At 66.9% G+C, this 20,882-nt stretch carries 18 protein-coding genes; 10 read left to right on the top strand and 8 right to left on the bottom strand.

The features are described 5' to 3' along the window. Positions 1-73 precede the first annotated feature (73 nt). The 3 genes from QX132_RS29395 to QX132_RS29385 all read right to left on the bottom strand — a co-directional run bounded on the left by QX132_RS29395 (position 74) and on the right by QX132_RS29385 (position 4,617). Entirely contained in the window at positions 74-532 is a 459-nt protein-coding gene (locus QX132_RS29395; RefSeq protein ID WP_315737142.1) for a PRC-barrel domain-containing protein, read from the bottom strand. A gap of 47 nt (positions 533-579) precedes the next feature. Next, positions 580-2,781 carry an amylo-alpha-1,6-glucosidase gene (locus QX132_RS29390; protein WP_315799025.1) on the bottom strand — a complete coding sequence of 734 codons (2,202 nt, stop codon included), beginning with the start codon at positions 2,779-2,781 and terminating at the stop codon, positions 580-582. Between the two features lie 72 nt (positions 2,782-2,853). Further along, positions 2,854-4,617 carry an ABC transporter ATP-binding protein gene (locus QX132_RS29385; RefSeq protein WP_315779511.1) on the bottom strand — a complete coding sequence of 588 codons (1,764 nt, stop codon included), beginning with the start codon at positions 4,615-4,617 and terminating at the stop codon, positions 2,854-2,856. A 292-nt stretch (positions 4,618-4,909) separates the two neighbouring features. On the opposite strand from QX132_RS29385, the gene QX132_RS29380 reads away from it, so the two are divergent. Further along, positions 4,910-5,980, top strand: coding sequence for a glycosyltransferase family 4 protein (locus tag QX132_RS29380; RefSeq protein WP_316163533.1), 1,071 nt, complete (start codon positions 4,910-4,912; stop codon positions 5,978-5,980). Positions 5,981-6,024: 44 nt separating this feature from the next. Here the strand turns inward: QX132_RS29380 and QX132_RS29375 are convergent, their stop codons facing one another. The 5 genes from QX132_RS29375 to bioB form a co-directional block, all read right to left on the bottom strand. Beyond that, on the bottom strand, positions 6,025-7,968 hold the full coding sequence (locus QX132_RS29375; protein WP_316163532.1) for an alkyl/aryl-sulfatase: 1,944 nt from the start codon (positions 7,966-7,968) through the stop codon (positions 6,025-6,027). A gap of 82 nt (positions 7,969-8,050) precedes the next feature. After that, positions 8,051-9,316 carry an adenosylmethionine--8-amino-7-oxononanoate transaminase gene (locus tag QX132_RS29370; protein WP_316163531.1) on the bottom strand — a complete coding sequence of 422 codons (1,266 nt, stop codon included), beginning with the start codon at positions 9,314-9,316 and terminating at the stop codon, positions 8,051-8,053. Next, positions 9,313-9,945, bottom strand: a complete 633-nt coding sequence (gene bioD, locus QX132_RS29365) for a dethiobiotin synthase (protein WP_316163530.1) — start codon at positions 9,943-9,945, stop codon at positions 9,313-9,315. Before bioD ends, QX132_RS29370 begins: the two co-directional genes overlap by 4 nt. Next, a complete protein-coding gene (locus tag QX132_RS29360; RefSeq protein ID WP_316163539.1) occupies positions 9,942-11,087 on the bottom strand; it encodes an 8-amino-7-oxononanoate synthase in 1,146 nt (381 codons plus the stop codon). Before QX132_RS29360 ends, bioD begins: the two co-directional genes overlap by 4 nt. Before the next feature lie 100 nt (positions 11,088-11,187). Next, on the bottom strand, positions 11,188-12,240 hold the full coding sequence (bioB, locus tag QX132_RS29355) for a biotin synthase BioB (RefSeq protein WP_316163529.1): 1,053 nt from the start codon (positions 12,238-12,240) through the stop codon (positions 11,188-11,190). Between the two features lie 120 nt (positions 12,241-12,360). Between bioB and QX132_RS29350 the strand changes: the two genes are divergently transcribed. From QX132_RS29350 to soxA, 9 genes are all read left to right on the top strand, one after another. After that, positions 12,361-12,993, top strand: a complete 633-nt coding sequence (locus tag QX132_RS29350) for a GntR family transcriptional regulator (protein WP_315715813.1) — start codon at positions 12,361-12,363, stop codon at positions 12,991-12,993. Positions 12,994-13,123: 130 nt separating this feature from the next. Beyond that, positions 13,124-14,524, top strand: coding sequence for an MFS transporter (locus QX132_RS29345; RefSeq protein WP_315758475.1), 1,401 nt, complete (start codon positions 13,124-13,126; stop codon positions 14,522-14,524). A 137-nt stretch (positions 14,525-14,661) separates the two neighbouring features. Next, positions 14,662-15,111: a (2Fe-2S)-binding protein gene (locus QX132_RS29340; RefSeq protein WP_315812745.1), complete on the top strand. Its 450-nt coding sequence runs from the start codon at positions 14,662-14,664 to the stop codon at positions 15,109-15,111. A gap of 10 nt (positions 15,112-15,121) precedes the next feature. Further along, positions 15,122-17,305 carry a xanthine dehydrogenase family protein molybdopterin-binding subunit gene (locus tag QX132_RS29335; RefSeq protein ID WP_316163528.1) on the top strand — a complete coding sequence of 728 codons (2,184 nt, stop codon included), beginning with the start codon at positions 15,122-15,124 and terminating at the stop codon, positions 17,303-17,305. 55 nt (positions 17,306-17,360) lie between these two features. Beyond that, on the top strand, positions 17,361-18,638 hold the full coding sequence (locus QX132_RS29330; RefSeq protein WP_315776541.1) for an NAD(P)/FAD-dependent oxidoreductase: 1,278 nt from the start codon (positions 17,361-17,363) through the stop codon (positions 18,636-18,638). Beyond that, entirely contained in the window at positions 18,622-19,068 is a 447-nt protein-coding gene (soxX, locus tag QX132_RS29325; protein ID WP_316163527.1) for a sulfur oxidation c-type cytochrome SoxX, read from the top strand. The genes QX132_RS29330 and soxX overlap by 17 nt, the downstream gene beginning before the upstream one ends. Before the next feature lie 6 nt (positions 19,069-19,074). Continuing rightward, a complete protein-coding gene (locus QX132_RS29320; RefSeq protein ID WP_316163526.1) occupies positions 19,075-19,563 on the top strand; it encodes a SoxY-related AACIE arm protein in 489 nt (162 codons plus the stop codon). Continuing rightward, positions 19,563-19,883: a thiosulfate oxidation carrier complex protein SoxZ gene (soxZ, locus tag QX132_RS29315; protein WP_315779495.1), complete on the top strand. Its 321-nt coding sequence runs from the start codon at positions 19,563-19,565 to the stop codon at positions 19,881-19,883. Before QX132_RS29320 ends, soxZ begins: the two co-directional genes overlap by 1 nt. Beyond that, a complete protein-coding gene (gene soxA / locus QX132_RS29310; protein WP_316163538.1) occupies positions 19,883-20,659 on the top strand; it encodes a sulfur oxidation c-type cytochrome SoxA in 777 nt (258 codons plus the stop codon). The genes soxZ and soxA overlap by 1 nt, the downstream gene beginning before the upstream one ends. The last annotated feature ends 223 nt before the right edge of the window (positions 20,660-20,882 follow it).

The following is a 20,882-nucleotide window of genomic DNA, read 5'->3' as shown; positions in this document are numbered from 1 at the left end:
GGCTGACGGGACAGAACATCCCCACCGTGTTCCGCTGCACGCGCAGGCCGGACCGGCAATCTCACGCATCAACTCAATGATCGAAATCCCAGGGAGACAGCTTGCCGGACGCGCCGAGCACGACGACGGGCTTGTCCTCCTTGTATTCGGGCGCGGCCTTCACCTGCTCCTTGGTGAGGTCGAGCGTGACCTGGTCGCTCTTCTCGGCGATGTGCTTGAAATCGAGCGCGGTCCAGTCGACCACGATCTTGCGGCTGCCGACGCCGAGGAAGCCGCCGAAATCGATCACCGCGGCGCGCACCGTGCCGGTGAGATCGACGATGACGTCGACGATGTGGCCCATGTCCTCGCCGGTCGAGCTGCGCACGTCGCGACCGAGCACGCCATGCGCATCGCGCGCGCCGAGGATAGTGACCGAAGGTGGTGGTGCCGGCTCTTTCGCGGGCGCCGCCGCATCCTTGGCGGGCGGTGTCGGCGACGGCTGCTGCGCATGCCCATGGGTCGCATGCAGACCGATCAGCAGCGGCAGCATGAGGAGGCAGCTGCGAGCAGCTCGGCGGAGGGCGTGTTTCAGCGCCATCATTGCGCCAGCACCAGCGAGACCTGGATCTGACCGCGCCGCCGCAGCACCTCCATGGAGATGTCCTCGCCATGGCGGCGAATCCGCAGGTCGATCGTCGAGTTGCCGAGCCTGAGATCGCGCAGCACCACCCAGTCCAGGAACGCCGGCAGCCGCGGATTGCGCAGGCGGATCTCGCCGCGCGCGGCGTCGAACTCGAGCCCGAGCGCCGCCTCGAGCAAGGTGAACGGCGTCGCGCTGGCCCAGGCCTGCGGCGCGCAGGCCACTGGATAGAGCGTCGGGCCGCGATGCTTCTCGCGCCGGAAGCCGCAGAACAGCTCCGGCAGCCGGCGCAGATCCATGTAGGACGCTGCTTCGAACAGGCCGCCGAACACCTGCTCGACCGCATGCTTCAGGCCATAGCGCGACAGGCCGAGCGCAATCAGCGCATTGTCGTGCGGCCAGATCGATCCGTCGTGATAGGACATCGGATTGTAGCGCGGCTCGCCGCAGGCGACGGTGCGGATGCCCCAGCCCGAGAAGAAATGCGGCCGCAGCAGTTCGGCGGCAAGCTTGCGGGCGCGATCCTCGCGCACCATGCCGCTGAACAGCAGCTGCCCGGCGTTGGACGTCCGGACGCGGCAGGGCTGCTTGTGGCCGTCGAGCGCGAGCGCATAGGTGTTCAGATCCTCGCACCAGAAGGCGTCCTCGAACCGTTCCGCGAGATCAGCGGCCTCGGCCTGGAGCCGGTCCGCCATCTCGGCCTTGCCGAGCCGACGGGCGCAACGCGCCGCCAGCTGCTTGCCGGCAAAGACATAGCCCTGCACCTCCGCAAGCGCGATGTAACCTTCCGCGAGACGTCCATCGGCATGGAACACCGCGTCGTAGGAGTCCTTCCAGCCCTGGTTGGCGAGACCCTGCTCGGAGGCGCGCTGATATTCCACGAAGCCATCGCGATCGGGATCGCCGGGGCCGTCGATCCAGCGCAACGCCAGCTCGATCGCCGGCCATAGCTCCCTCAGGGTGTCGATGTCGCCGGTGCGCTCGATATAGAGGCCGGCGAGCAGCACGAACAGCGGCGTGGAATCGACGCTGCCATAATAGCATCCGAACGGCACCTCACGCAGCGCCGCCATCTCGCCGCCGCGCATCTCGTGCAGGATCTTGCCGGGCTCGGCATCGGACAGCGGATCGGTCGTGCGCGCCTGATGCACGGCGAGCCGGCGCAGGACGCCGCGGGCAATGCGCGGATCGACCCACAGCATCTGCAGCGCGGTGATCAGCCCGTCGCGACCGAATGTCGTCGAATACCAGGGAATGCCGGCATAGGGATAACGCCCCTCCGGCGTATCCGTCATCAGGATGTTCAGATCGGCCGCTGCCTGGCACAGCACCTCGTTGAGGATGTCGTTGGAGGTCTCGATGCTGGCGGCGCCAACGGTGCATCGGCGCATCTCGCGGCGATGGGCGAGCAGGCTGCGGAAGAAGCGCCGGGGCCGCTCGCCGGCCTTGGCGTTGCACATCACGGCCACGAACAGCGAGGCGGATTCCTGCGGGGCAAGATCGAAATGATAGGTTGCGGCATTGACGGTGAGATGCGTCGGACGCGGATCGAAGCTCACGTCGGTGGTGCGCAGGACGTTGTCCAGGCCGCGATAGCGCAGGACGACCTCGGACGGGTCCACCAGCCGGCTCGCGCTGATGCCGCGCCGCGGCCGCACGGTGCCTCGCACCTCGAAAACGTCGGCAAAATCATTGTCGAATGTCAGCTTGAGATCGAAGCTGGCCTGGCGATCGCCATGGTTCTGCAGCCCGATGCGCTGATAGGCCGTGCCATGCCACAGAAAGATCGTGCGCACGATGTGCAGCATATCCTTCGGCAGCACCAGGCGGCCCTGGCTGTAGATGTCGGGATTGGTGAGATCGACGGTCAGCGCGGAGTTGTCGTCGCGCAGGCTCGAGCCGAGCAGCAGGGGCTGAACGTCGTCCAGCGTCAATTCGAGCCGCGCGAGATAGCGCGTATCAGCGTTGAAGAGACCGTCCGGTCCGCCGGCCGAGGCGCCGATGTCGCCGTGGCCGTCGAGGACGATAAACGTATCGTCGTGCTTGAGCGAGCGCCGCGGCCGGGACGCCGGCCCCGTCATGGGAATATAGAACGGCTGCTCCGCGGGCTCGTCCGTCTGGGTGATCGACGACAGTGTGCTTGCGACTTCGGCGGACATGTTGGCCTCATGCGATGTTGAAGTGCCCAGACAACCGAGAGTGCACGTTCTCGACGCGACCCGACGCTACGATCAGGCGGCGAACTTGGCGAGCCGGTTCATCTCCTGGGTCACGAGATCCCGATACGGGCCCTCGTCCTGCATCAGCCGGTCGGGCGCGCCGTCCTCGATGATCCTGCCCGATTTCAGCACCACCACGCGGTCAAAATTCCGCAAGGTCGCGAGCCGATGCGCGATCGCGATGACGGTGCGGCCGCGCATCAGCCGACTCAACGCCTCGCGGATGGCCTCCTCGGACTCGCTGTCGAGCGCAGCCGTGGCTTCGTCGAGCAGCAGGATCGGCGCGTCCTTGAGGAACGCCCGCGCGATCGCGATGCGCTGGCGCTGCCCGCCCGACAGCTTGACGCCGCGATCCCCGACCATCGTCTGCAGTCCTTCCGGCAGCGTCTCGACGAAGTCGCAGCGCGCCGCGATCGCCGCCCGTAACACCTCGTCGTCGGTCGCACTCGGACGTCCGTAGCGAATGTTCTCCAGAATGGAGCGATGGAACAGCGAGATGTCCTGCGGAACCACCGAGATCGCCTCACGCAGGCTCTGCTGGGTGACCTTGGCGATGTCCTGACCATCGATCCTGATGTGCCCGGCTTGCGGATCATAGAACCGTTGCAGCAGCGTGAACAGGCTCGACTTGCCGCCGCCGGACTGTCCGACCAGGCCCACGCGCTGGCCCGGCTGCAGGCGCAGCGTGAAATTGTCGAACAGCTTGTCGCCGCCTGGATAGTGGAAGGTGATGTTGTCGAAGGCGATGGCCGCACCGCTCTTGACCAGCGGCTCGGCCTCGGGGTGATCGCGCAGCTCGTGCGGCTGCAGCAGGGTCGCGATCGCCTCGCTCATGCGCGCGACGTGCTGGGTGACGTCGACCAGCGCCACCGCCAGATCGCGCGTCGCGTTGAGAATGCAGAGGCCGAGCGTGCAAACCAGCACGACGTCGCCCGTCGTCGCCCCGCCCCGCTGCCACAGCGAGATCGCCCACGCCATCAGCGCGACCGTCAGCACGATCGTGACCGTCGCGTGCAGAATGCGCAGCTTCTCGAGGTAGCGAAGACTGCGCCCGCGCGCCTCCAGCTCCCTGTCGACCGTCGCATCGAATCGGTCATGCTCGTGGCGCAGGCCGCAGAACGCGCGCACCAGCGGCATGTTCGAGATCACGTCGACCATCTCGCCGTCGACCATGGCCGCCTTGTCGGCGAAATCGTCATGCAGCGGCTTGCCGGCTGCCGCCAGACGGAACATCGCCGCCACCATCATCGCCGCGATCAGCAGCAGGCCGATGGCCATCGGGCCGCTCACGGTTCCGATCAGACAGATCGCCGCGACGGTGGCGAGGCATGGCGGCAAGACGTTCCAGACGAACATGTTCTCGACGGTGAACACGGCGTTCGACGTCGCCGTGATGCGGCTCGACAACATGCCGGGCAAACGGTCGCCGAAATAGCTCGGCGAATGCCCGGTGAGATGACGGAAGATGTCGCGCCGGAGATCTCCGGTGACACGGACGAAGGTGAAGCTCGCGATCCAGCTGGCGACGCGCCACAGAATGTTGTCGGTCGCGATCAGCGCCATCAGCAGCACGAACGCGGCCCAGACGTTGCCGCCCCCCGCAGGCCCGGCGGAGAGGCTGTCGACGAGGGATTTCACGCCATATTGCGTGCCTACCGAACAGGCAACCGCACCGATGACGGCCATCAGGATGACGAGATGGGCGGTGGGACGCTTGCGCAGATAGCGCATCACGAAGGGAAAGGGTCGGTGCGCGTAGCCTGAAAGCTGATCCATGGTCTTCCCCTTGATGAGCGAGGTCGTGGCGACACCTGATGGGGCCAGATGAACGATGAACCATTTCTCCGGTTCCGTGCGCCTTCGCAGCGCAACCCTGCCCTCCGGTGATGCCGCGGCGGGCAGCGTTGGAGAGCGGGGATGGCATCAATGAGACGGCGCGGAACACGTTGTGTCGAAGAAAGAGTGATCGCGTGAATGGAACTTCGCACATGCGACAACGTTCCCGCTGTGGCAGTGCCGGCGCCATTGGGGATTCATCCATGATCGGTCACGAACAGGAGACGACGAGATGCGCATTGCGCAAATAGCTCCATTGACGGAGGCCGTGCCTCCGAAGCTCTACGGCGGCACTGAGCGGGTCGTTCATTGGTTGACCGAAGAGCTCGTTGCCCTCGGACACGACGTCACCCTATTCGCCAGCGGCGATTCTCAGACCTCGGCGAAGCTCTCTCCGACATGGCCGAAAGCTCTGCGCCTCGACGGATCGGTGAGGGATCCGAACGCGCTGCACATGGTGATGCTCGAAAACGTCCGGCAGCAATGCGACGACGAACAGTTCGACATTCTGCACTTCCACCTCGACTACTACCCGTTCTCCCTGTTCCACCGGCAACCCACACCGTTCCTGACCACCTTGCACGGCAGGCTCGATCTTCCGGAGCACCAGCCGGTGTTCTCGGTCTTCAAGGATGTTCCCGTCGTCTCGATCTCGGACTCACAGCGCCGGCCAGTGCCGAATGCGAACTGGGTGCGCACCGTGCTGCATGGACTGCCCGCAACGCTCCTGATGCCCAAGCCGGTGACGCCGAGCTATCTCGCCGTGCTCGGACGCATCGCCCCGGAAAAGGGTGTCGACCGTGCCATCAAGATCGCCATGCGCTGCGGGATTCCGCTGAAGATCGCGGCCAAGGTCGATCGAACTGACCAAGATTATTACGAACAGACGATCCGTCCCTTGATCCACGACAATCCGCTCGTCGAGTTCATTGGCGAGATCGGCGATCGTGAGAAGCCGGAGTTCCTGTCTGGCGCGCTCGGACTGCTGTTGCCGATCGATTGGCCGGAGCCGTTCGGCCTCGTGATGATCGAAGCGATGGCCTGCGGCACGCCCGTGATCGCCTACAACCGCGGCTCGGTTCCAGAAGTGATCGACGACGGCGTGACCGGCTTCATCGTCGAGGACGAGCTCAGCGCGGTCGCGGCCGTCAATCGCCTGCCCGACCTGAGCCGCGCCCGCGTGCGCGAGCAGTTCGAGCGCCGCTTCACCGCGCGCCGCATGGCGCTCGATTATCTCGCCGCGTATCGCAGCCTGATCGACATCGCGAAGCCGCGCATCCGGCTGGTCAGCAGCGCCGAATAGCACGAGGAGGCCGGGCAAGTCGGCAGCCCGGCCTCCGCCTCAACTCAGGTCACGGCGCCTCGCTTCGGCTCGACGATCTCGAACATGCGCGGGAACTCATCCATCAGCGACATCAGCTCGGCCAGCCGCATCGGATTGCCCGCGAAGCTGATCTTTCCGGCGGCGACCGCTTCCGGAAAGCTCGTGGCCTTGGCAATGACCGCATCAAGCGTCGAACGCGCCAGCGTGAACCCCGCATCGGCGGTCGACGCCTGCACGCCGACCGCATAGGTCAGCGCACAATTCTGCAAGGTGAGCACGAAGCGCTCGCCGGTGTCGGTGAACGTCCAGTTCAGCACGATGTGCTTGCCCTCCGCCTTGGGCCCGTTCAGCCTGACCCCGAGCACGTCCCATAGCTGCTCGGTGCGCAGCGCCGCCAGCGTCTCGCGCGGCAGGCCGGGCCGGGCCGGAACCTCCGGCATACCCTGGCGCAGCTCCTGCGCGCCGAACAGATAGGCATTGCGCCAGGTCGCACTCTCGGCGGCATAGCCGAGCTGCTCCAGCGTGTCGGCCAGCAGCGCGCGCGCCTCGGCATTGTCCGGCTCGGCGAAGACGAGATGACCCACGGCCTGCGCGACGAAGCGGAATTCGCCGTTGGCAAAGTCCGCGCGCGCCCGCGCCAGCAGCGCCTCGGCCCCGCCCATATAGGAGACGTATTTCCGGCCGGCCTCGACCGGCGGCAGCGGATCGAGATTGACCGGATTGGCATCATACCAGCCGAGATATTTCTGGTAGATCGCCTTCACGTTGTGGCGGATGTGGCCGTAATAGCCGCGCGCATGCCATGCCCCTTCGAGGCTCCGGGGCAGCCTGATCTGCTCGGCGATCTCGCTTGCGGTCAGGCCATGATTCATCAGCCGCACCGTCTGGTCGTGGGCAAACTTGTAGAGGTCGCGCTGCTCGCGGATCATGCCATCGACACGGCTCGCGCCCCATATCGGCCAATGGTGCTGGCCGCACATCACCTCCGCCCTGCCGCCCCACAGTTGCAGGGCCTCGCCGAGATATTTCGACCACGCCAGCGCGTCGCGCACGTCGGCGCCGCGAAACGGCAGCAGGTTGTGGAAGTTGTGCGTGCAGTTCTCCGCGAGGTTCAACAGGCGATAGCGCGGCACGAAGAAATGCATCTCCGCCGGCGCCTCGCTGTTCGGCGCCATCTGGAATTCGAAGGTGAGACCGTCGATGGTCCTGGTGTCACCGGTCGCCATGATCAGGTCGGTCGGCCGCAACAGCGCAACGGCCCCCGCCGCCATGGCCTTGCCGAGCCCACAATCGACATGGCCCTTCGGACCCTTCGCGAGCAGCGGCCCGAACTGATATTGCGCCCGCCGCAGCATCGCGGGACCGGCGATGATGTTCTCGGAGACCGCATGCTCGATGAACAGGTTCGGCGCGATCAGCGGCACGCGGCCGCTGGCCAGGGCATCATCGTCGACCACGCCGCGCGCGCCGCCCCAATGATCGGTGTGGGTATGCGTGAACATCACCGCCGTGACCGGCCTGACGCCGCGGTGCTGGTAGTACAGCTCCAATGCAGCCTGCGCGCCCTCGATCGAGGTCAGCGTGTCGACCACGATCACGCCGGTGTCCCCCTCGATCAGCGTCATGTTGGCGATGTCGAGCCCACGCACCTGGTACACGCCGGGCACGACCTCGAACAGGCCGTGATGCATGTTGAGCTTCGCCTGCCGCCACAGACTTGGATTGACGGTCGGCGGCGCCTGCTCCGCATCAAGGAAGCCGTAGGGCGCGAGGCTCCAGACGGTGCGCCCCTGCGCCGTCGCCACCTTGGCCTGATCGATCGTGCCGAGAAAGCCGCGCGCGGCATCATCGAAATCGGCGGTGTCGCCGAACGGCAGCGCCTCCAGCAAAGCCTGCTGCGCTGCGCTCACGGCTGCGCTGGCCTCCTTGCACTCCTTGGTGCCATCTCCGCTGACCGGCGCGTTCATGACCGCTTCCTCCGCAACGACGTTGGCACGATGCTAGTGCGCGGGATCGCGGAGCGCAAATCGCGGTCCGCAGATCAGCCCCTCAGAGCACGTGATCGACGGCCTCGTCGATGGCGGCATAGACCGTCTCGACGTCCCCGGCGGTGACGCAGTAAGGCGGCATGACGTAGATCGTGTGGCCAAGCGGACGCAGCAGGACGTCGCGGTCGCGAAAGAAGGCTTGCAGCTTGGGGCCGACCTCGGCGAGGTAGCCGGGCTCGTCGGCGTGGAGATCGAGCGCGGTGATGGTGCCGCAGCGTCGCAGGTCGGCAAATCGCTCGTCGTAACGCAAGCGGTCGAGGCAACGCTCCTGCGCGGCCGCGACGGCGGCGATCCGGGCGCGCGTCTGCGGCTGCCGCAACAGCTCGAGATTGGCGCTCGCCGCCGCGCAGGCGATCGGATTGGCGGTGTAGGAGCTGGAGTGAAAGAACGTGCAGGCGCGGTCGGTCGAATAGTGCGCCTCGAAGATGGCGGGACTGCACAGCGTAACCGCAAGCGGCATCGCGCCTCCAGTCAGTCCTTTAGCGTAGCAGGCGATATCGGGGGCAATGTCCGCCTGCTCGCAGGCGAACAACGTGCCGGTGCGGCCCCAGCCGGTCATCACCTCGTCGGCGATGAACAGCACGCCGAACGCCTTGCAGATCCGGTGCATCTCGCGCAGCACCGCGGCCGGATACATCAGCATGCCGCCGGCGCCGAGCACCAAGGGCTCGACGATGAAGGCGGCCGGCCGGTCCTTCTCGCAAAATGTAGCGAGCGCATCCAGAGTCGCCTGTTCCCTGCCTTGCGCTGGAAACGGGACGACGGCGACGTCGAACAGCAGCGGCTCATAGGCCGCATTGAACACGCCGCGCGCGCCGACCGACATCGCGCCGATGGTGTCGCCGTGATAGGAATGCTGCATTACCACGATGCGCGTGCGCGACTCGCCGATGTTCCTGAAATAGCCGAGCGCCATCTTCAGCGCGACCTCGACGCTGGTGGCGCCGCTGTCGGAGAAGAACACGTGCGTGAGGCTCGGCGGCACCAGCGCGAGCAGCCCGGCGGCAACCTGCTCGGCCGGCTCATGGGTATGACCGGCGAAGATGACCTGATCCAGCCGCTCGGCCTGCTCCTGGATGGCGCGCACGATATGCGGATGGCAATGGCCGTGAGTGACCACCCACCACGACGCGATCGCATCGATGATCCGCCTGCCGTCGGCGGTGAAGAGATAGGCGCCCTCGCCGCGCGCGACCGGTGTCATCTCGGGCTGGAGCGCATGCTGCGTGAAGGGATGCCAGATCGGCGAGGCTGCGTTGCGCGTCATCCTTCGAAATCCGTGCGCTGGAATTGGGTGGCGAACACGTGCTGCAGCGATCGCGCCGTCAGCGGCGTGACCCAGGGCAACCGGCCGAGGCGCCTCACCTCGCCGAGCCGGCAGATCGTATCTTCGTTGTCGTCATGGCCGTCGCCGATGAAGGCGATGCCGAGCACGTCGATGCCGCGACTGCGCAGCGCCGCCAGCGACAGCAGCGAGTGATTGATCGTGCCGAGACTGGTGCGCGCGCAGAGCACGACCGGGAGCTGCCAGCGCGCGAAGACATCGAGATAGAGCGTTCCGGAATCGAGCGGCACCATGACCCCGCCGGCCCCCTCGATCACGACAGGCCGGCCGACGGCCTGCGGAGGACGGAGGCGGAGCGGATCGATGCTGATGCCTGCGAGGCGCGCCGCGCGATGCGGCGAGGCCGGCTCGGCCAGCCGATAGGCTTCAGGCAACACGCGGTCGTCGGCGAGTTCGGCGAGCCGCTGGACACGGCGGGCATCCGTCTCCTCGGCAAGGCCGGCCTGGACCGGCTTCCAATAGCAGGCACCGAGCAGCGCCGTGAGGCCGGCGGCGAACACCGTCTTGCCGATCCCGGTGTCGGTCCCGGTGACCACGATGCGCAGCGTCATGGCCGCAGCCCTCCGATCTCGTCGGAGAGCGCATCGAGCAGCGCCGCGATGGCCGCCTCGTCGATATTCAAGGTCAGCGACAGCCTGAGCCGCGCCGTGCCCGGCGGCACCGTCGGCGGGCGGATACCGCGGACGTCGAAGCCCCGCGCCTGCAGCGCTGCAGCCAGGTTCATCGCGCGCGCATTGTCGCCGACGATGCAGGGAATGATCTGCGACGGCGACCAGCTTTCACCGAAGCGCGCGGCGATCGCGCCATGGGCGAAGACAACGAGCCGCGCCAGCCTCCGCTGCCGCTCCGGCTCTTCTCGCAGGATCGCAAGCGCTTCCGTCACCGCCACCGCCATCAGCGGCGACGGCGCCGTGCTGAAGACGAAGGGGCGGCAGCGATTGATCAGCGTGTCGCACAGCACGCGGCTTGCGGTGACCAGCGCGCCGGCGGCGCCCAACGCCTTGCCGCAGGTGTGAACGGTCACGATGCTCTCGCGTCCCTCGTAGGCTGCGGCAAGACCGCGGCCCTGCGCGCCATGGACCCCGGTCGCATGGGCCTCGTCGATCAGCAGAAAGGCATCGTGGCGCTCGGCGATCGCGATCAAATCCGCCAGCGGCGCGAGATCGCCATCCATGCTGTAGAGGCTTTCGACGACGATCCAGGGCCGGCCCACCCCGCCGCCCCTGCGCCAGATCAGGATCGCGTCCTCGGCCGACTGGGCGTTGTTGTGGCTGAACTGGCACGTCTCGGCACGGCCGGCGCGCGCGCCTTCATGGGTGCTGGCATGAACCAGCGCATCGAGCACCAGCAGGTCGTCGCGCTGCGGCAGCGTGGTGAGCACGGCGAAGTTCGCCATGTAGCCGGAGCCGAAGAACAGCGCACTCTCGGCACCGAAGAAGCGCGCCGCTTCCGCCTCGAGCCATTCGTGCTCCTCGCAATTGCCTCGCAGCAGGCGCGAGCCGCCGGCACCGACCGGCGTGCCGGCCTCCATGGCCGCGGCGACCGCGCGCTTCATCCGCGGAGCCTGTGCGAGACCGAGATAGTCGTTGGAGGAGAAATCGAGACCGGCCCGTGGACTGAGGCGCCGCAACCGGTCATCGGCCGCGAGTCTCTGCAGACCGTCGGAATAGATCGCCAATCTGTCGGACGGCATAGACATGGCTCCGCTCTGTTTCGGTCAGCCGCAGGCGTGGACCGGCACGACAAGGCAGTTCCGTGGGCGCGGTCGCCCCGAGATCGCGATCAGGCTCGAATCAGGCCGGGGACGGCGCGTCCGCGCTCTCTCTGGCGGCGGCCGGCACGGCCGGGCGCGCCGACAGTGACGAGGTCATGCCGAGCCGCGCGAGCAGATCGGCGTCGCGCTGGGCTTGCGGATTGGCCGTGGTCAGCAGCACGTCGCCGATGAAGATGGAATTGGCGCCGGCGAGCAGGCACAGGCTCTGCAGCTCGTCGCTCATATATTGGCGGCCCGCGGACAGCCGCACCACGCTGGCCGGCATCAGTATCCGCGCGACCGCGATCAATCGCACGAGCGCAATCGGATCGGGGCGCGCGGCCGTATCGTTGACCGGCACGCCCTTCACCTCGCTCCACATGTTGATCGGCACGCTGTCGGGATGCTCAGCGAGATTGGCCAGCAGCACCAGCATGCCGAGCCGATCATCGACCTCCTCGCCCATGCCGATGATGCCGCCGCAGCACACCTTGATGCCGGCCTGCCGCACATGCGCGAGCGTGTCGATGCGGTCCTGCAGCGTGCGCGTGGTGATGATGCGGTCGTAGAACTCGGGCGAGGTGTCGACATTGTGATTGTAGAAGTCGAGCCCGGCCGCTTTGAGCCGCTCCGCCTGCGGCGGGGTCAGCATGCCCAGCGTGACGCAGGTCTCCATGCCGAGACCCTTCACTGCGCTGACCATGTCGCAGACCTGATCGAGGTCACGATCCTTCGGACTGCGCCAGGCCGCGGCCATGCAGAAGCGCTCGGCTCCCGCTGCCTTGGCACGCCGCGCGGTGGCGACCACCTCGTCGCGATCCAGCAGCTTCGTCGCCTTGAGCCCGGTGTCGTAGTGCGCGCTCTGCGAGCAGTAGCCGCAATCCTCCGGACAACCGCCGGTCTTGATGCTGAGCAGGCTCGCTGTCTCGACGCGGGTGGGATCGAACTGCCGGCGATGCGCCGACTGCGCCAGGAACATCAGGTCCGGAAATGGCAGGCGGTAGAGCGCCTCGGCCTCGTCTCTGGTCCAGTCATGACGGATGGCATTGCCAACCGCCATTCGATCAGGGCCCGCGCTGCTTCGATCCACCATGCTCGCTCCACGCCAAATTATAGATTATCATAGATATTATCTATGATTTATCTGTATTTGAGCACCGTATCGGACGAGAGCTTCCGCTGCATTGGTTTTTTCGATAGATAATCTATGACTATGCCGGACGAAAATCTCACCACCGCTCAGCGGATCGCCGAAGCCATCACCGACCGCATCGTCAGCGGTGCGCTGCCGCCCGACGCGCCGTTGCGGCAGGACCACGTCGCGCGCGAGTTCAACTCCAGCCACGTGCCGGTGCGCGAGGCATTCCGGCAGCTCGAGGCGCTCTATCTGGTGGTCGCGGCACCGCGACGCGGCGTGCGGGTGGCGCCACTGGATGCGAAGTCGACCAGGGAGATCGTCGAGATGCGCACAGCGCTCGAGGTGATCGCGCTGCGCAATGCCGCGCCGCGCTATACGCCGGCGCATCTCGCCGCGATCGAGCTCGCGCTGATCGAAGCCGACAATGCCGAGACCATTCAGGAGTTCGAGACAGCGAACCGCGCCTTCCACCGCGCGCTGGTCGCGCCCTGCGCGATGCCGCGGCTGCTGGCGAGCCTCGACGGACTACGCCTCGCGAATTCGCGGCTGGTGCTGGCGATGGCGCGCAATGCCGGCTGGCGTCCGCGCACCAACCAGGATCACCGCCTGATCCTGCAGGCCCTGCGCGCCCGCCAGATCGGCCACGCCTGCGAGCTGTTGACGCGGCACAACCAGACGATCGAGCGGTTGGCACGGCCGGGCGTGTAGCCGGCTTCAACCCGTTCCTTGCGACCGGGCGCATACCGCCATGCGCCCGCGACGGCTGGGGTGCCCGCCTGTTCGAGTGTACATGCTGATCCGGACGCGCCCCGCGAGCCGAAGGTCCCCGAAGGTCTCCATGTCCAACCGCCACCACGCTTCGAAGCTCGCCGGCGACGGCACGGCCGACGGCCTGCCGCCTGGCAAGCGGCCCTGGGCGATCGCGGCAATCTTCACGGCGCTGTCGATGGCCTCGCTCGACGTCGCCATCGCCAACATCGCGCTGCCGTCGATCTCGGCCGATCTCCACGTTTCGCCGGCCGAGGTGGTCTGGGTCGTCAACATCTACCAGATCGCGCTGGTGGCGACGCTATTGCCGCTTGGCGCGCTCGGCGAGATCGTCGGCCATCAGCGCATCTATCTCGGCGGCCTCCTGCTGTTCACGCTCGCCTCGGTCGGCTGCGCGCTGGCGTGGTCGCTGCCGACGCTGGTGGTTGCCCGCGCGCTGCAGGGCCTTGGCGCCAGCGGCATCATGAGCGTCAACACCGCGCTGGTGCGCTACGTCTATCCTGGAAAAATGCTCGGCCGCGGCCTCGGCCACAATGCGCTCGTGGTCGGGATCTCCTTCACCTTCGGCCCGACCATCGCCTCCGCCATTCTCTCGCTCGGCTCGTGGCCGTGGCTGTTCGCGATCAACCTGCCGTTCGGTCTGATTGCGATCGCGATCGGCATGAAGATGCTGCCGCGCACGCCGCGCGCTGACCACGGCTTCGATTTTCTCGGCGCGGCGCTGGCTGCGCTCTGCCTCGGCCTGTTCATCACCGGCATCGGCAGCGCCGCGCATGGCGCGACGCCGGCCATGGTGGTGGCCGAGCTGGTCGCAGCGCTCGTGCTCGGCGTCATCCTGGCCCGCCGCCAGGCCGATCATCCCGCGCCGATGCTGCCGATCGACCTGTTCCGCCGCGGGGTGTTCGCGCTGTCGGCGGCGACAGCCGTCTGCTCCTTCTCGGTCCAGGGCCTCGGCTTCGTGTCGCTGCCGTTCTACTTCGAGGACATTCTCCAACGCTCGCAGGTCGAGACCGGGTTCTTCATGACGCCCTGGCCGCTCGCCGTGACGATCATGGCGCCGATCGCCGGCCGGCTGTCGGACCGCTTTCCCGCCGGCCTGCTCGGCGGCATCGGCTTGGTGATGCTCGGATCCGGCATGGCGCTGCTGGCCATGCTGCCGGAGAACCCGAGCATCGCGAACATCGTCTGGCGTATGCTGATCTGCGGCATCGGGTTCGGCTTCTTCCAGGCGCCGAACATGAAGGCCATCATGTCGAGCGCCCCGCCCCATCGCAGCGGCGGCGCCAGCGGCATCGTCGCCACGGCCCGGTTGACCGGCCAGACCACCGGCGCGGCGCTGGCCGCCCTGTGCTTCAGCCTTGCGGGGCGCGAAGGTGCCACCCTTGCCTTGGCCCTCGGCGCAGGTTTCGCCGCGCTGGGTAGCGTGATGAGCTTCCTGCGGCTTGCCGTAGCTCCGCCGCGCGGCCCATGAGCCGAAGCAACTACAACCCCGGCTCATCACAAATCTTCCCGCGCGGCAAACGCATATTCTTGATTTGAAGGATGCAAACGTTCGCGCCACATTGCAGCCTTCTGTTCAACTGGCGAGTTGAACGAAAGGGATCTGCGATGGCAAACCTCACGATCAACGGACAATCCTATGCTCTGGACGTCGAGCCCGACACGCCGCTGCTGTGGGCGATCCGCGAGAACGCCGGACTGACCGGCACCAAATATGGCTGCGGCATCGCACAATGCGGCGCCTGCACCGTGCATCTCGACGGCACCGCCGTGCGTTCCTGCGGCGTCACCGTCTCCGAGGCCCAGGGCAAGCAGATCACGACCATCGAGGGACTCGCCAGCGACGGCGGCCTGCACAAGGTGCAACAGGCGTGGCTGGAGAACGACGTTCCGCAATGCGGCTACTGCCAGAGTGGCATGATCATGGCGGTCGCCGCGCTGTTGAAGGACAATCCGAAGCCGAGCGACCAGGACATCAACGACGCCATCACCAACATCTGCCGCTGTGGAACCTTCGCGCAGGTGCGCGAGGCGATCCACGCCGCTGCCAACGCCTGAGGAGGACGGCATGAACCAGCATGTGACGCCGCGCCTCAACCGCCGGTCCTTCGTCATCGGCACCGCCGCGCTCGGCGGTGGCCTCGCGCTCGGCCTCGACATCCCGTTCGGCGGGTCGCAAATCGTGCGCGCCGCGGATGGCTCGCCCGAGGTCAATGCCTGGGTCGTAGTCCGGCCCGACGACACCGTGGTGATCCGCATCGCCCGCTCGGAGATGGGCCAGGGCTCGCTCACCGGTCTCGCCCAGCTCGTCGCGGAAGAACTTGCCTGCGACTGGAGCAAGGTGACGACCGAATATCCGACGCCCGGCCAGAACGTCGCCCGCAAGCGCGTGTGGGGCGATTTCTCCACCGGCGGCAGCCGCGGCATCCGCTCTTCGCAGGACTACGTCCGCAAGGGCGGCGCCGCCGCGCGCATGATGCTGATCCAGGCGGCCGCCGACGAATGGAAGGTTCCGGCGGCCGAATGCACCGCCGCCAACAGCGTCATCACCCACAAGGCTTCGGGCCGCACGACGACCTACGGCAAGGTGGCGGAAGCCGCCGCGAAGCTGACGCCGCCCACCGACGTCAAGCTGAAGGATCCGAAGGACTGGACCCTGATCGGCAAGGGCGTGAGACGGCTCGACACCGCCGACAAGGTCACCGGCGCGATGATCTACGGCGCCGATATGAAGCTGCCGAACATGCTCAACGCCGCGATCAAGGACTGTCCGGTCACCGGCGGCAAGCTGAAGAGCTATGACGAGGCCAAGATCGCCGGCATGAAGGGCGTCAAGAAGGTGGTGGCGATCGACGGCACCGCCGTGGCCGTGGTCGCCGACACCTGGTGGCACGCGAAGACGGCGCTCGATGCGCTGCCGATTGTCTGGGACGAAGGAGAGAACGCTAAGGTCTCTTCGGCGTCGATCGCCAAATGGCTCGCGGAAGGATTGGACTCCGGGCCGGCCTTCGTCGGCAACGAGAACGGCGATGCCAAGGCCGCGCTGGCGAGCGCGGTGAAGAAGGTCGAGGCGGTCTACGACTATCCCTACCAGAACCACGCCACGATGGAGCCGATGAACGCGACCGCGCTCTACACGGCCGATCGCTGCGAGGTGTGGTGCGGCACGCAGAACGGCGAGGCGGCGTTCGCCGCGGTGCTCGAAGCCTCAGGGCTTCCGGCGGACAAGTGCGAGGTGCACAAGTTGATTCTCGGCGGCGGCTTCGGCCGGCGCGGCCAGACCGACTATGTCCGCCAAGCCGTGAAGATCGCCAAGGAGATGCCGGGCACGCCGGTCAAGCTGCTGTGGTCGCGCGAGGAGGACATGACCCACGGCCGCTATCACCCGATCACGCAGTGCAAGCTGACCGGCGGCTTCGACGCCGACAACAATCTGACCGCGCTGCACATGCGCATCTCCGGCCAGTCGATCCTGTTCAGCCTGCGGCCCGACGCGCTGGTCAACGGCAAAGACCCCGCGACCTTCCAGGGGCTCGCGCCATCGGGCGAAGCCACGATCGGCTACTCCGTGCCGAACCTCCTGATCGAACACGCGATGCGCAACCCGCACATCAATCCGGGCTTCTGGCGCGGCGTCAACGTGAACCAGAACGCGATCTATCTCGAATGCTTCATGGATGAGCTCGCCAATGCGGCCGGCCAGGATCCGCTGGAATTCCGCCGCAAGCTGATGGCCGATCATCCCAAGCACCTCGCGGTGCTGAACGCCGTGGCCGAGAAGATCGGCTGGGACACGCCGGCGCCGGACGGCGTTCATCGCGGGCTGGCGCAGCTCCATGGCTATGGCAGCTATGTCGCGGGCGCCGCCGAGATCTCCGTGATCGACGGCACCAAGATCAAGATCCACCGCATCGTCGCCTCGACCGATCCCGGCTACGTGGTCAATCCGGCGCAGGTGGAGCGGCAGATCGCGGGCTCGTTCGTCTACGGCCTGTCGGCGCTGTTCTACGGCGGCTGCACCGTGAAGGACGGGCGCATCGAGCAGACCAACTTCGACAGCTACAACTCGATGCGGATCAGCGAGATGCCGAAGGTGGAAGCGATCATGATCCCGAGCGGCGGCTTCTGGGGCGGCGTCGGCGAGCCGACCATCGGCGTCGCCGCGCCCGCGGTGCTGAATGCGTATTTCGCTGCCACCGGCAAGCGCATCCGCTCGGTGCCGCTGCGCGCCCAGAACATCACCTTCGCATGACCCACGTGGCGGCAGCCGTTGGGAACAATGGCCGCCGCCGTGCTATTGCAAGATGATGACGATGTCCCGGCAGCGCACGCGCAGAGAGGTCGGCGGCCTGATCGCGGCAAGCGTTGCCATGATCGCCGCCCCTGCCGTGCTGCGCGCACAAGCGATGGCGCGCGTCATCGTGATCGGCGGCGGCTTCGGCGGCGCCAGTTGCGCCCGCGCGCTGCGCCAGGCGGATGCGAAGCTCGACGTCACCCTGGTCGAGGCCAACAAGACCTTCACGGCGTGTCCGCTCAGCAACGAGGTCATCGCCGGCCTGCGCGATATCAGTGCCCAGCAGTTCGGCTATGACAAGATCGCAGCCGAAGGCGTAAGCGTCGTGCTGCAGACGGCCACGGCGATCGATGCGCCGGCCCACAAGGTCACGTTCGCCGACGGCACCACGCTGGCCTATGACCGCCTCGTGCTGGCGCCCGGCATCGATCTCGATTTCACGGCCCTGCAAGGCTACGATGAGGCCGCCTCCGCCGTGATGCCGCACGCCTACAAGGCCGGCGAGCAGACGCTGCTGCTGCGGAAGCAGATCGAGGCGATGCCGGATGGCGGCACCGTCGCCATCGCGGTGCCGGCCAATCCGTCGCGCTGCCCGCCCGCGCCTTACGAGCGCGCCAGCCTGATCGCGCATTATCTCAAGGCGCACAAGCCGAAGTCGAAGGTGCTGATCCTCGATGCCAAGGACAGCTTCTCGCAGCAGAAGCTGTTCGAGCAGGCGTGGCAGCAGCTCTACGGCGGCATGATCGAGCGTATCCCGCTATCGCAGGGCGGCCGCGTCACCGGCGTCGACGTTGCCACGCGCACCGTCGTCACCGAGTTCGGCAACTACAATCCCGATGTGACCAACATCATCCCGCCGCAGAAGGCCGGCCGCATTGCCGCGCTCGCCGGCGCGGCCGACCGCACCGGCTGGTGCCCGATCGATGCCGCGACCTTCGCCTCGAAGCTCGTCCCGGATGTCCACGTCGTCGGCGACGCCTGTCTCGGCGGCGGCATCCCGAAATCGGCCGGCGCCGCGCAGGCGCAGGGCAAGGCGTGTGCGGCCGTGATCGTGCGCGATCTGACGGGACGGCCGTCGGAGCCGCCGCCGCTGACCGGCATCTGTTACAGCATCGTCGCGCCGGACTACGCGTTCTCGCTGGCAGGCGTTTATCAGCCCAAGGGAGACATCTTCGCCGAGGTCGAGGGCGGCCGGAGCAGCCCGGTCGACGCACCGCGCGAGACGCGCGCGCGTGAGGCCGACGCGGCGACGGCCTGGTTCAAGGCGCTGACCCATGATGCCTTCGGCTAGCTTTGTCATCGCCGCGATCGTCGCCGCCCTGCCCGCCGCTGTCGCGGCGCAGACACTCGCGCCCACTACGATCACCGGCGACGGCATCGCCTCTTCCCTCACCGGACGGCCCGGCGACGCCGCCCGCGGCCGCGCGCTGGTGGTCGCGCGCAGCTCGACCTGCATCCTCTGTCACTCCGGCCCGTTTGCGGAGGTACGCTTCCAGGGCGATCTCGCGCCCAGCCTTGCCGGCGCCGGCAGCCGTTCCACGCCCGCGCAGCTCAGGCTGCGGCTGGTCGATGCCAGCCGCATCAATCCCGAGACGATCATGCCGTCCTACTACCGTGTCGAAGGGCTGACGCGCGTCGGTTCCGCCTGGCGCGACAAGCCGATCCTGTCGGCGGAGCAGATCGAAGACATCGTCGCCTATCTCGCGACCTTGCGCGAGTGAGCCCATATGATCGGCATGTTCGAATCGTCCCACATCTCGCGCCGCCACCTGCTGCAACTGGCGGGAACGCTGACCGCCGCCGGCGCGCTGCCGCTGGTCACGGTCCGGCCTGCGCAGGCGACGCCGGCGATGCTCGCGTCGGCGATCCGCAATCTCGTCGGCGAGGCCAATGTGACGGTCGGCAAGGTCCGGCTCGACATCCCGCCGCTGGTCGAGAACGGCAACACCGTGCCGATGACCGTCAGCGTCGATCATCCGATGACGCCTAACAGCTACGTCAAGAGCATCCACGTCTTCAACGAGAAGAATCCGCAGCCCAACGTCGCCAACTTTCACCTGACAGCGAGCGCCGGCCGCGCCCAGGTGACGACCCGCATCCGGCTCGCCGATACCCAGAAGGTCGTGGCGATCGCAAGACTGTCCGACGGCTCGTTCTGGTCGGCGAGCGTCGATGTCATCGTGACGCTCGCCGCCTGCACCGAGGAGATGCCGTGATGCCTGCCGCCCTCGTCAACGTTCCCGCCAAGGCCAAGCGCGGCGCCGTCATCGAGATCAAGACGCTGATGAGCCACGTCATGGAGCCGGGCTATCGCCATACGGCCGCAGGCGAAGCCATCCCGCGCGACATCATCACCAGCTTCACCTGCCGCTTCAACGGCACCGAGATCTTTCGGGCCGATCTGTTTCCCGCCATCGCCGCCAATCCGTTCCTGTCGTTCTTCACCACCGCGCGCGAGAGCGGCCGCTTCGAGTTCGAATGGATCGGCGACAACGGCTTCGTTTCCAGCGCCTCGGCGACGATCACGGTCGAATGATGCGGAGCGCGCTTCTCGCGGTCACAGCTTTGCTGGGCGCAGCGTTGCCTGTCGTCGCGGGTGAGATTGCGGAATCCGCGCGCCGCTCCGGCTATGACTTCATGTCGTCCGACACCAGGGCGATGCAGGACGACGACACCGCCAATCCCGCGATGCTGTCGGTGCTCGATGGTGAGACGCTGTGGACGACGAAAGCGGGCACGGCGAACAAGTCCTGCAACGATTGCCATGGCGAGGTCGACGTCAGCATGAAGGGCGTCGCCGCGCGCTATCCGGCCTTCAATGCCGCCAGCGCCGCTCCGGTCGATCTCGGCCAGCGCGTCAATCTCTGCCGCAGGCAGCATCAGGAAGCTGAACCGTTCGCCCCTGAGAGCCGCGAGTTGCTCGCACTGACGGCGCTGATCGCCCGGCAATCGCGCGGCATGCCGATCACGGCCGGCGACGATCCGCGGCTGGAGTCGTCAGTTGCGCGCGGGCGCGAGCTGTTCATGCAGCGGCAGGGCCAGCTCAACCTCGCCTGCTCCAATTGTCACGATGACAATTGGAGCAAGCATCTTGCCGGCTCCGCGATCACGCAGGGACAGCCGACGGGCTATCCGATCTACCGGCTGGAATGGCAAGGCATGGGCTCGCTGCAGCGCCGCCTCCGCGGCTGCATGACCGGCATCCGCGCGCAAGCCTTCGACTTCGACGCGCCCGACATGATCGCGCTCGAGCTCTACCTGATGTCGCGCGCGCGTGGCATGCCGATGGACGCGCCGGCGGTGCGGCCATGAGTGCGTCGAACCAAACCACGACGCGACCAACCAAGATCGGATTGATGGGGCAACGGAGCCGCGATGCCCCCGCCTCTCCTTCACCGATCCGCATGCGCAGGGACGCATCGGACCGATCCGGATGCGTCGCTGTTCGCCCTGCCGGCGTTCCACCGTCATTCCGGGGCGATCGGCAACGCGAAGGCGCAAAGCGGCTGCGCGTTGACGATCGATCCCGGAAGCC

This window comes from Bradyrhizobium sp. SZCCHNRI20481, assembly GCF_032485055.1.
GTDB lineage: Bacteria > Pseudomonadota > Alphaproteobacteria > Rhizobiales > Xanthobacteraceae > Bradyrhizobium.
Note: the sequence above shows the minus strand (reverse complement) of the source record. Positions and strands in the feature narration are given on the sequence as shown.

Excerpts from the sequence above, each read along its gene's own strand:
- QX132_RS29395 (WP_315737142.1), bottom strand. The coding sequence starts at position 532 with ATGCTGCCGCTGCTGATCGGTCTGCATGCGACCCATGGGCATGCGCAG.
- QX132_RS29390 (WP_315799025.1), bottom strand. The coding sequence starts at position 2,781 with ATGTCCGCCGAAGTCGCAAGCACACTGTCGTCGATCACCCAGACGGAC.
- QX132_RS29385 (WP_315779511.1), bottom strand. The coding sequence starts at position 4,617 with ATGGATCAGCTTTCAGGCTACGCGCACCGACCCTTTCCCTTCGTGATG.
- QX132_RS29380 (WP_316163533.1), top strand. The coding sequence starts at position 4,910 with ATGCGCATTGCGCAAATAGCTCCATTGACGGAGGCCGTGCCTCCGAAG.
- QX132_RS29375 (WP_316163532.1), bottom strand. The coding sequence starts at position 7,968 with ATGAACGCGCCGGTCAGCGGAGATGGCACCAAGGAGTGCAAGGAGGCC.
- QX132_RS29370 (WP_316163531.1), bottom strand. The coding sequence starts at position 9,316 with ATGACGCGCAACGCAGCCTCGCCGATCTGGCATCCCTTCACGCAGCAT.
- bioD (WP_316163530.1), bottom strand. The coding sequence starts at position 9,945 with ATGACGCTGCGCATCGTGGTCACCGGGACCGACACCGGGATCGGCAAG.
- QX132_RS29360 (WP_316163539.1), bottom strand. The coding sequence starts at position 11,087 with ATGCCGTCCGACAGATTGGCGATCTATTCCGACGGTCTGCAGAGACTC.
- bioB (WP_316163529.1), bottom strand. The coding sequence starts at position 12,240 with ATGGTGGATCGAAGCAGCGCGGGCCCTGATCGAATGGCGGTTGGCAAT.
- QX132_RS29350 (WP_315715813.1), top strand. The coding sequence starts at position 12,361 with ATGCCGGACGAAAATCTCACCACCGCTCAGCGGATCGCCGAAGCCATC.
- QX132_RS29345 (WP_315758475.1), top strand. The coding sequence starts at position 13,124 with ATGTCCAACCGCCACCACGCTTCGAAGCTCGCCGGCGACGGCACGGCC.
- QX132_RS29340 (WP_315812745.1), top strand. The coding sequence starts at position 14,662 with ATGGCAAACCTCACGATCAACGGACAATCCTATGCTCTGGACGTCGAG.
- QX132_RS29335 (WP_316163528.1), top strand. The coding sequence starts at position 15,122 with ATGAACCAGCATGTGACGCCGCGCCTCAACCGCCGGTCCTTCGTCATC.
- QX132_RS29330 (WP_315776541.1), top strand. The coding sequence starts at position 17,361 with ATGACGATGTCCCGGCAGCGCACGCGCAGAGAGGTCGGCGGCCTGATC.
- soxX (WP_316163527.1), top strand. The coding sequence starts at position 18,622 with ATGATGCCTTCGGCTAGCTTTGTCATCGCCGCGATCGTCGCCGCCCTG.
- QX132_RS29320 (WP_316163526.1), top strand. The coding sequence starts at position 19,075 with ATGATCGGCATGTTCGAATCGTCCCACATCTCGCGCCGCCACCTGCTG.
- soxZ (WP_315779495.1), top strand. The coding sequence starts at position 19,563 with ATGCCTGCCGCCCTCGTCAACGTTCCCGCCAAGGCCAAGCGCGGCGCC.
- soxA (WP_316163538.1), top strand. The coding sequence starts at position 19,883 with ATGCGGAGCGCGCTTCTCGCGGTCACAGCTTTGCTGGGCGCAGCGTTG.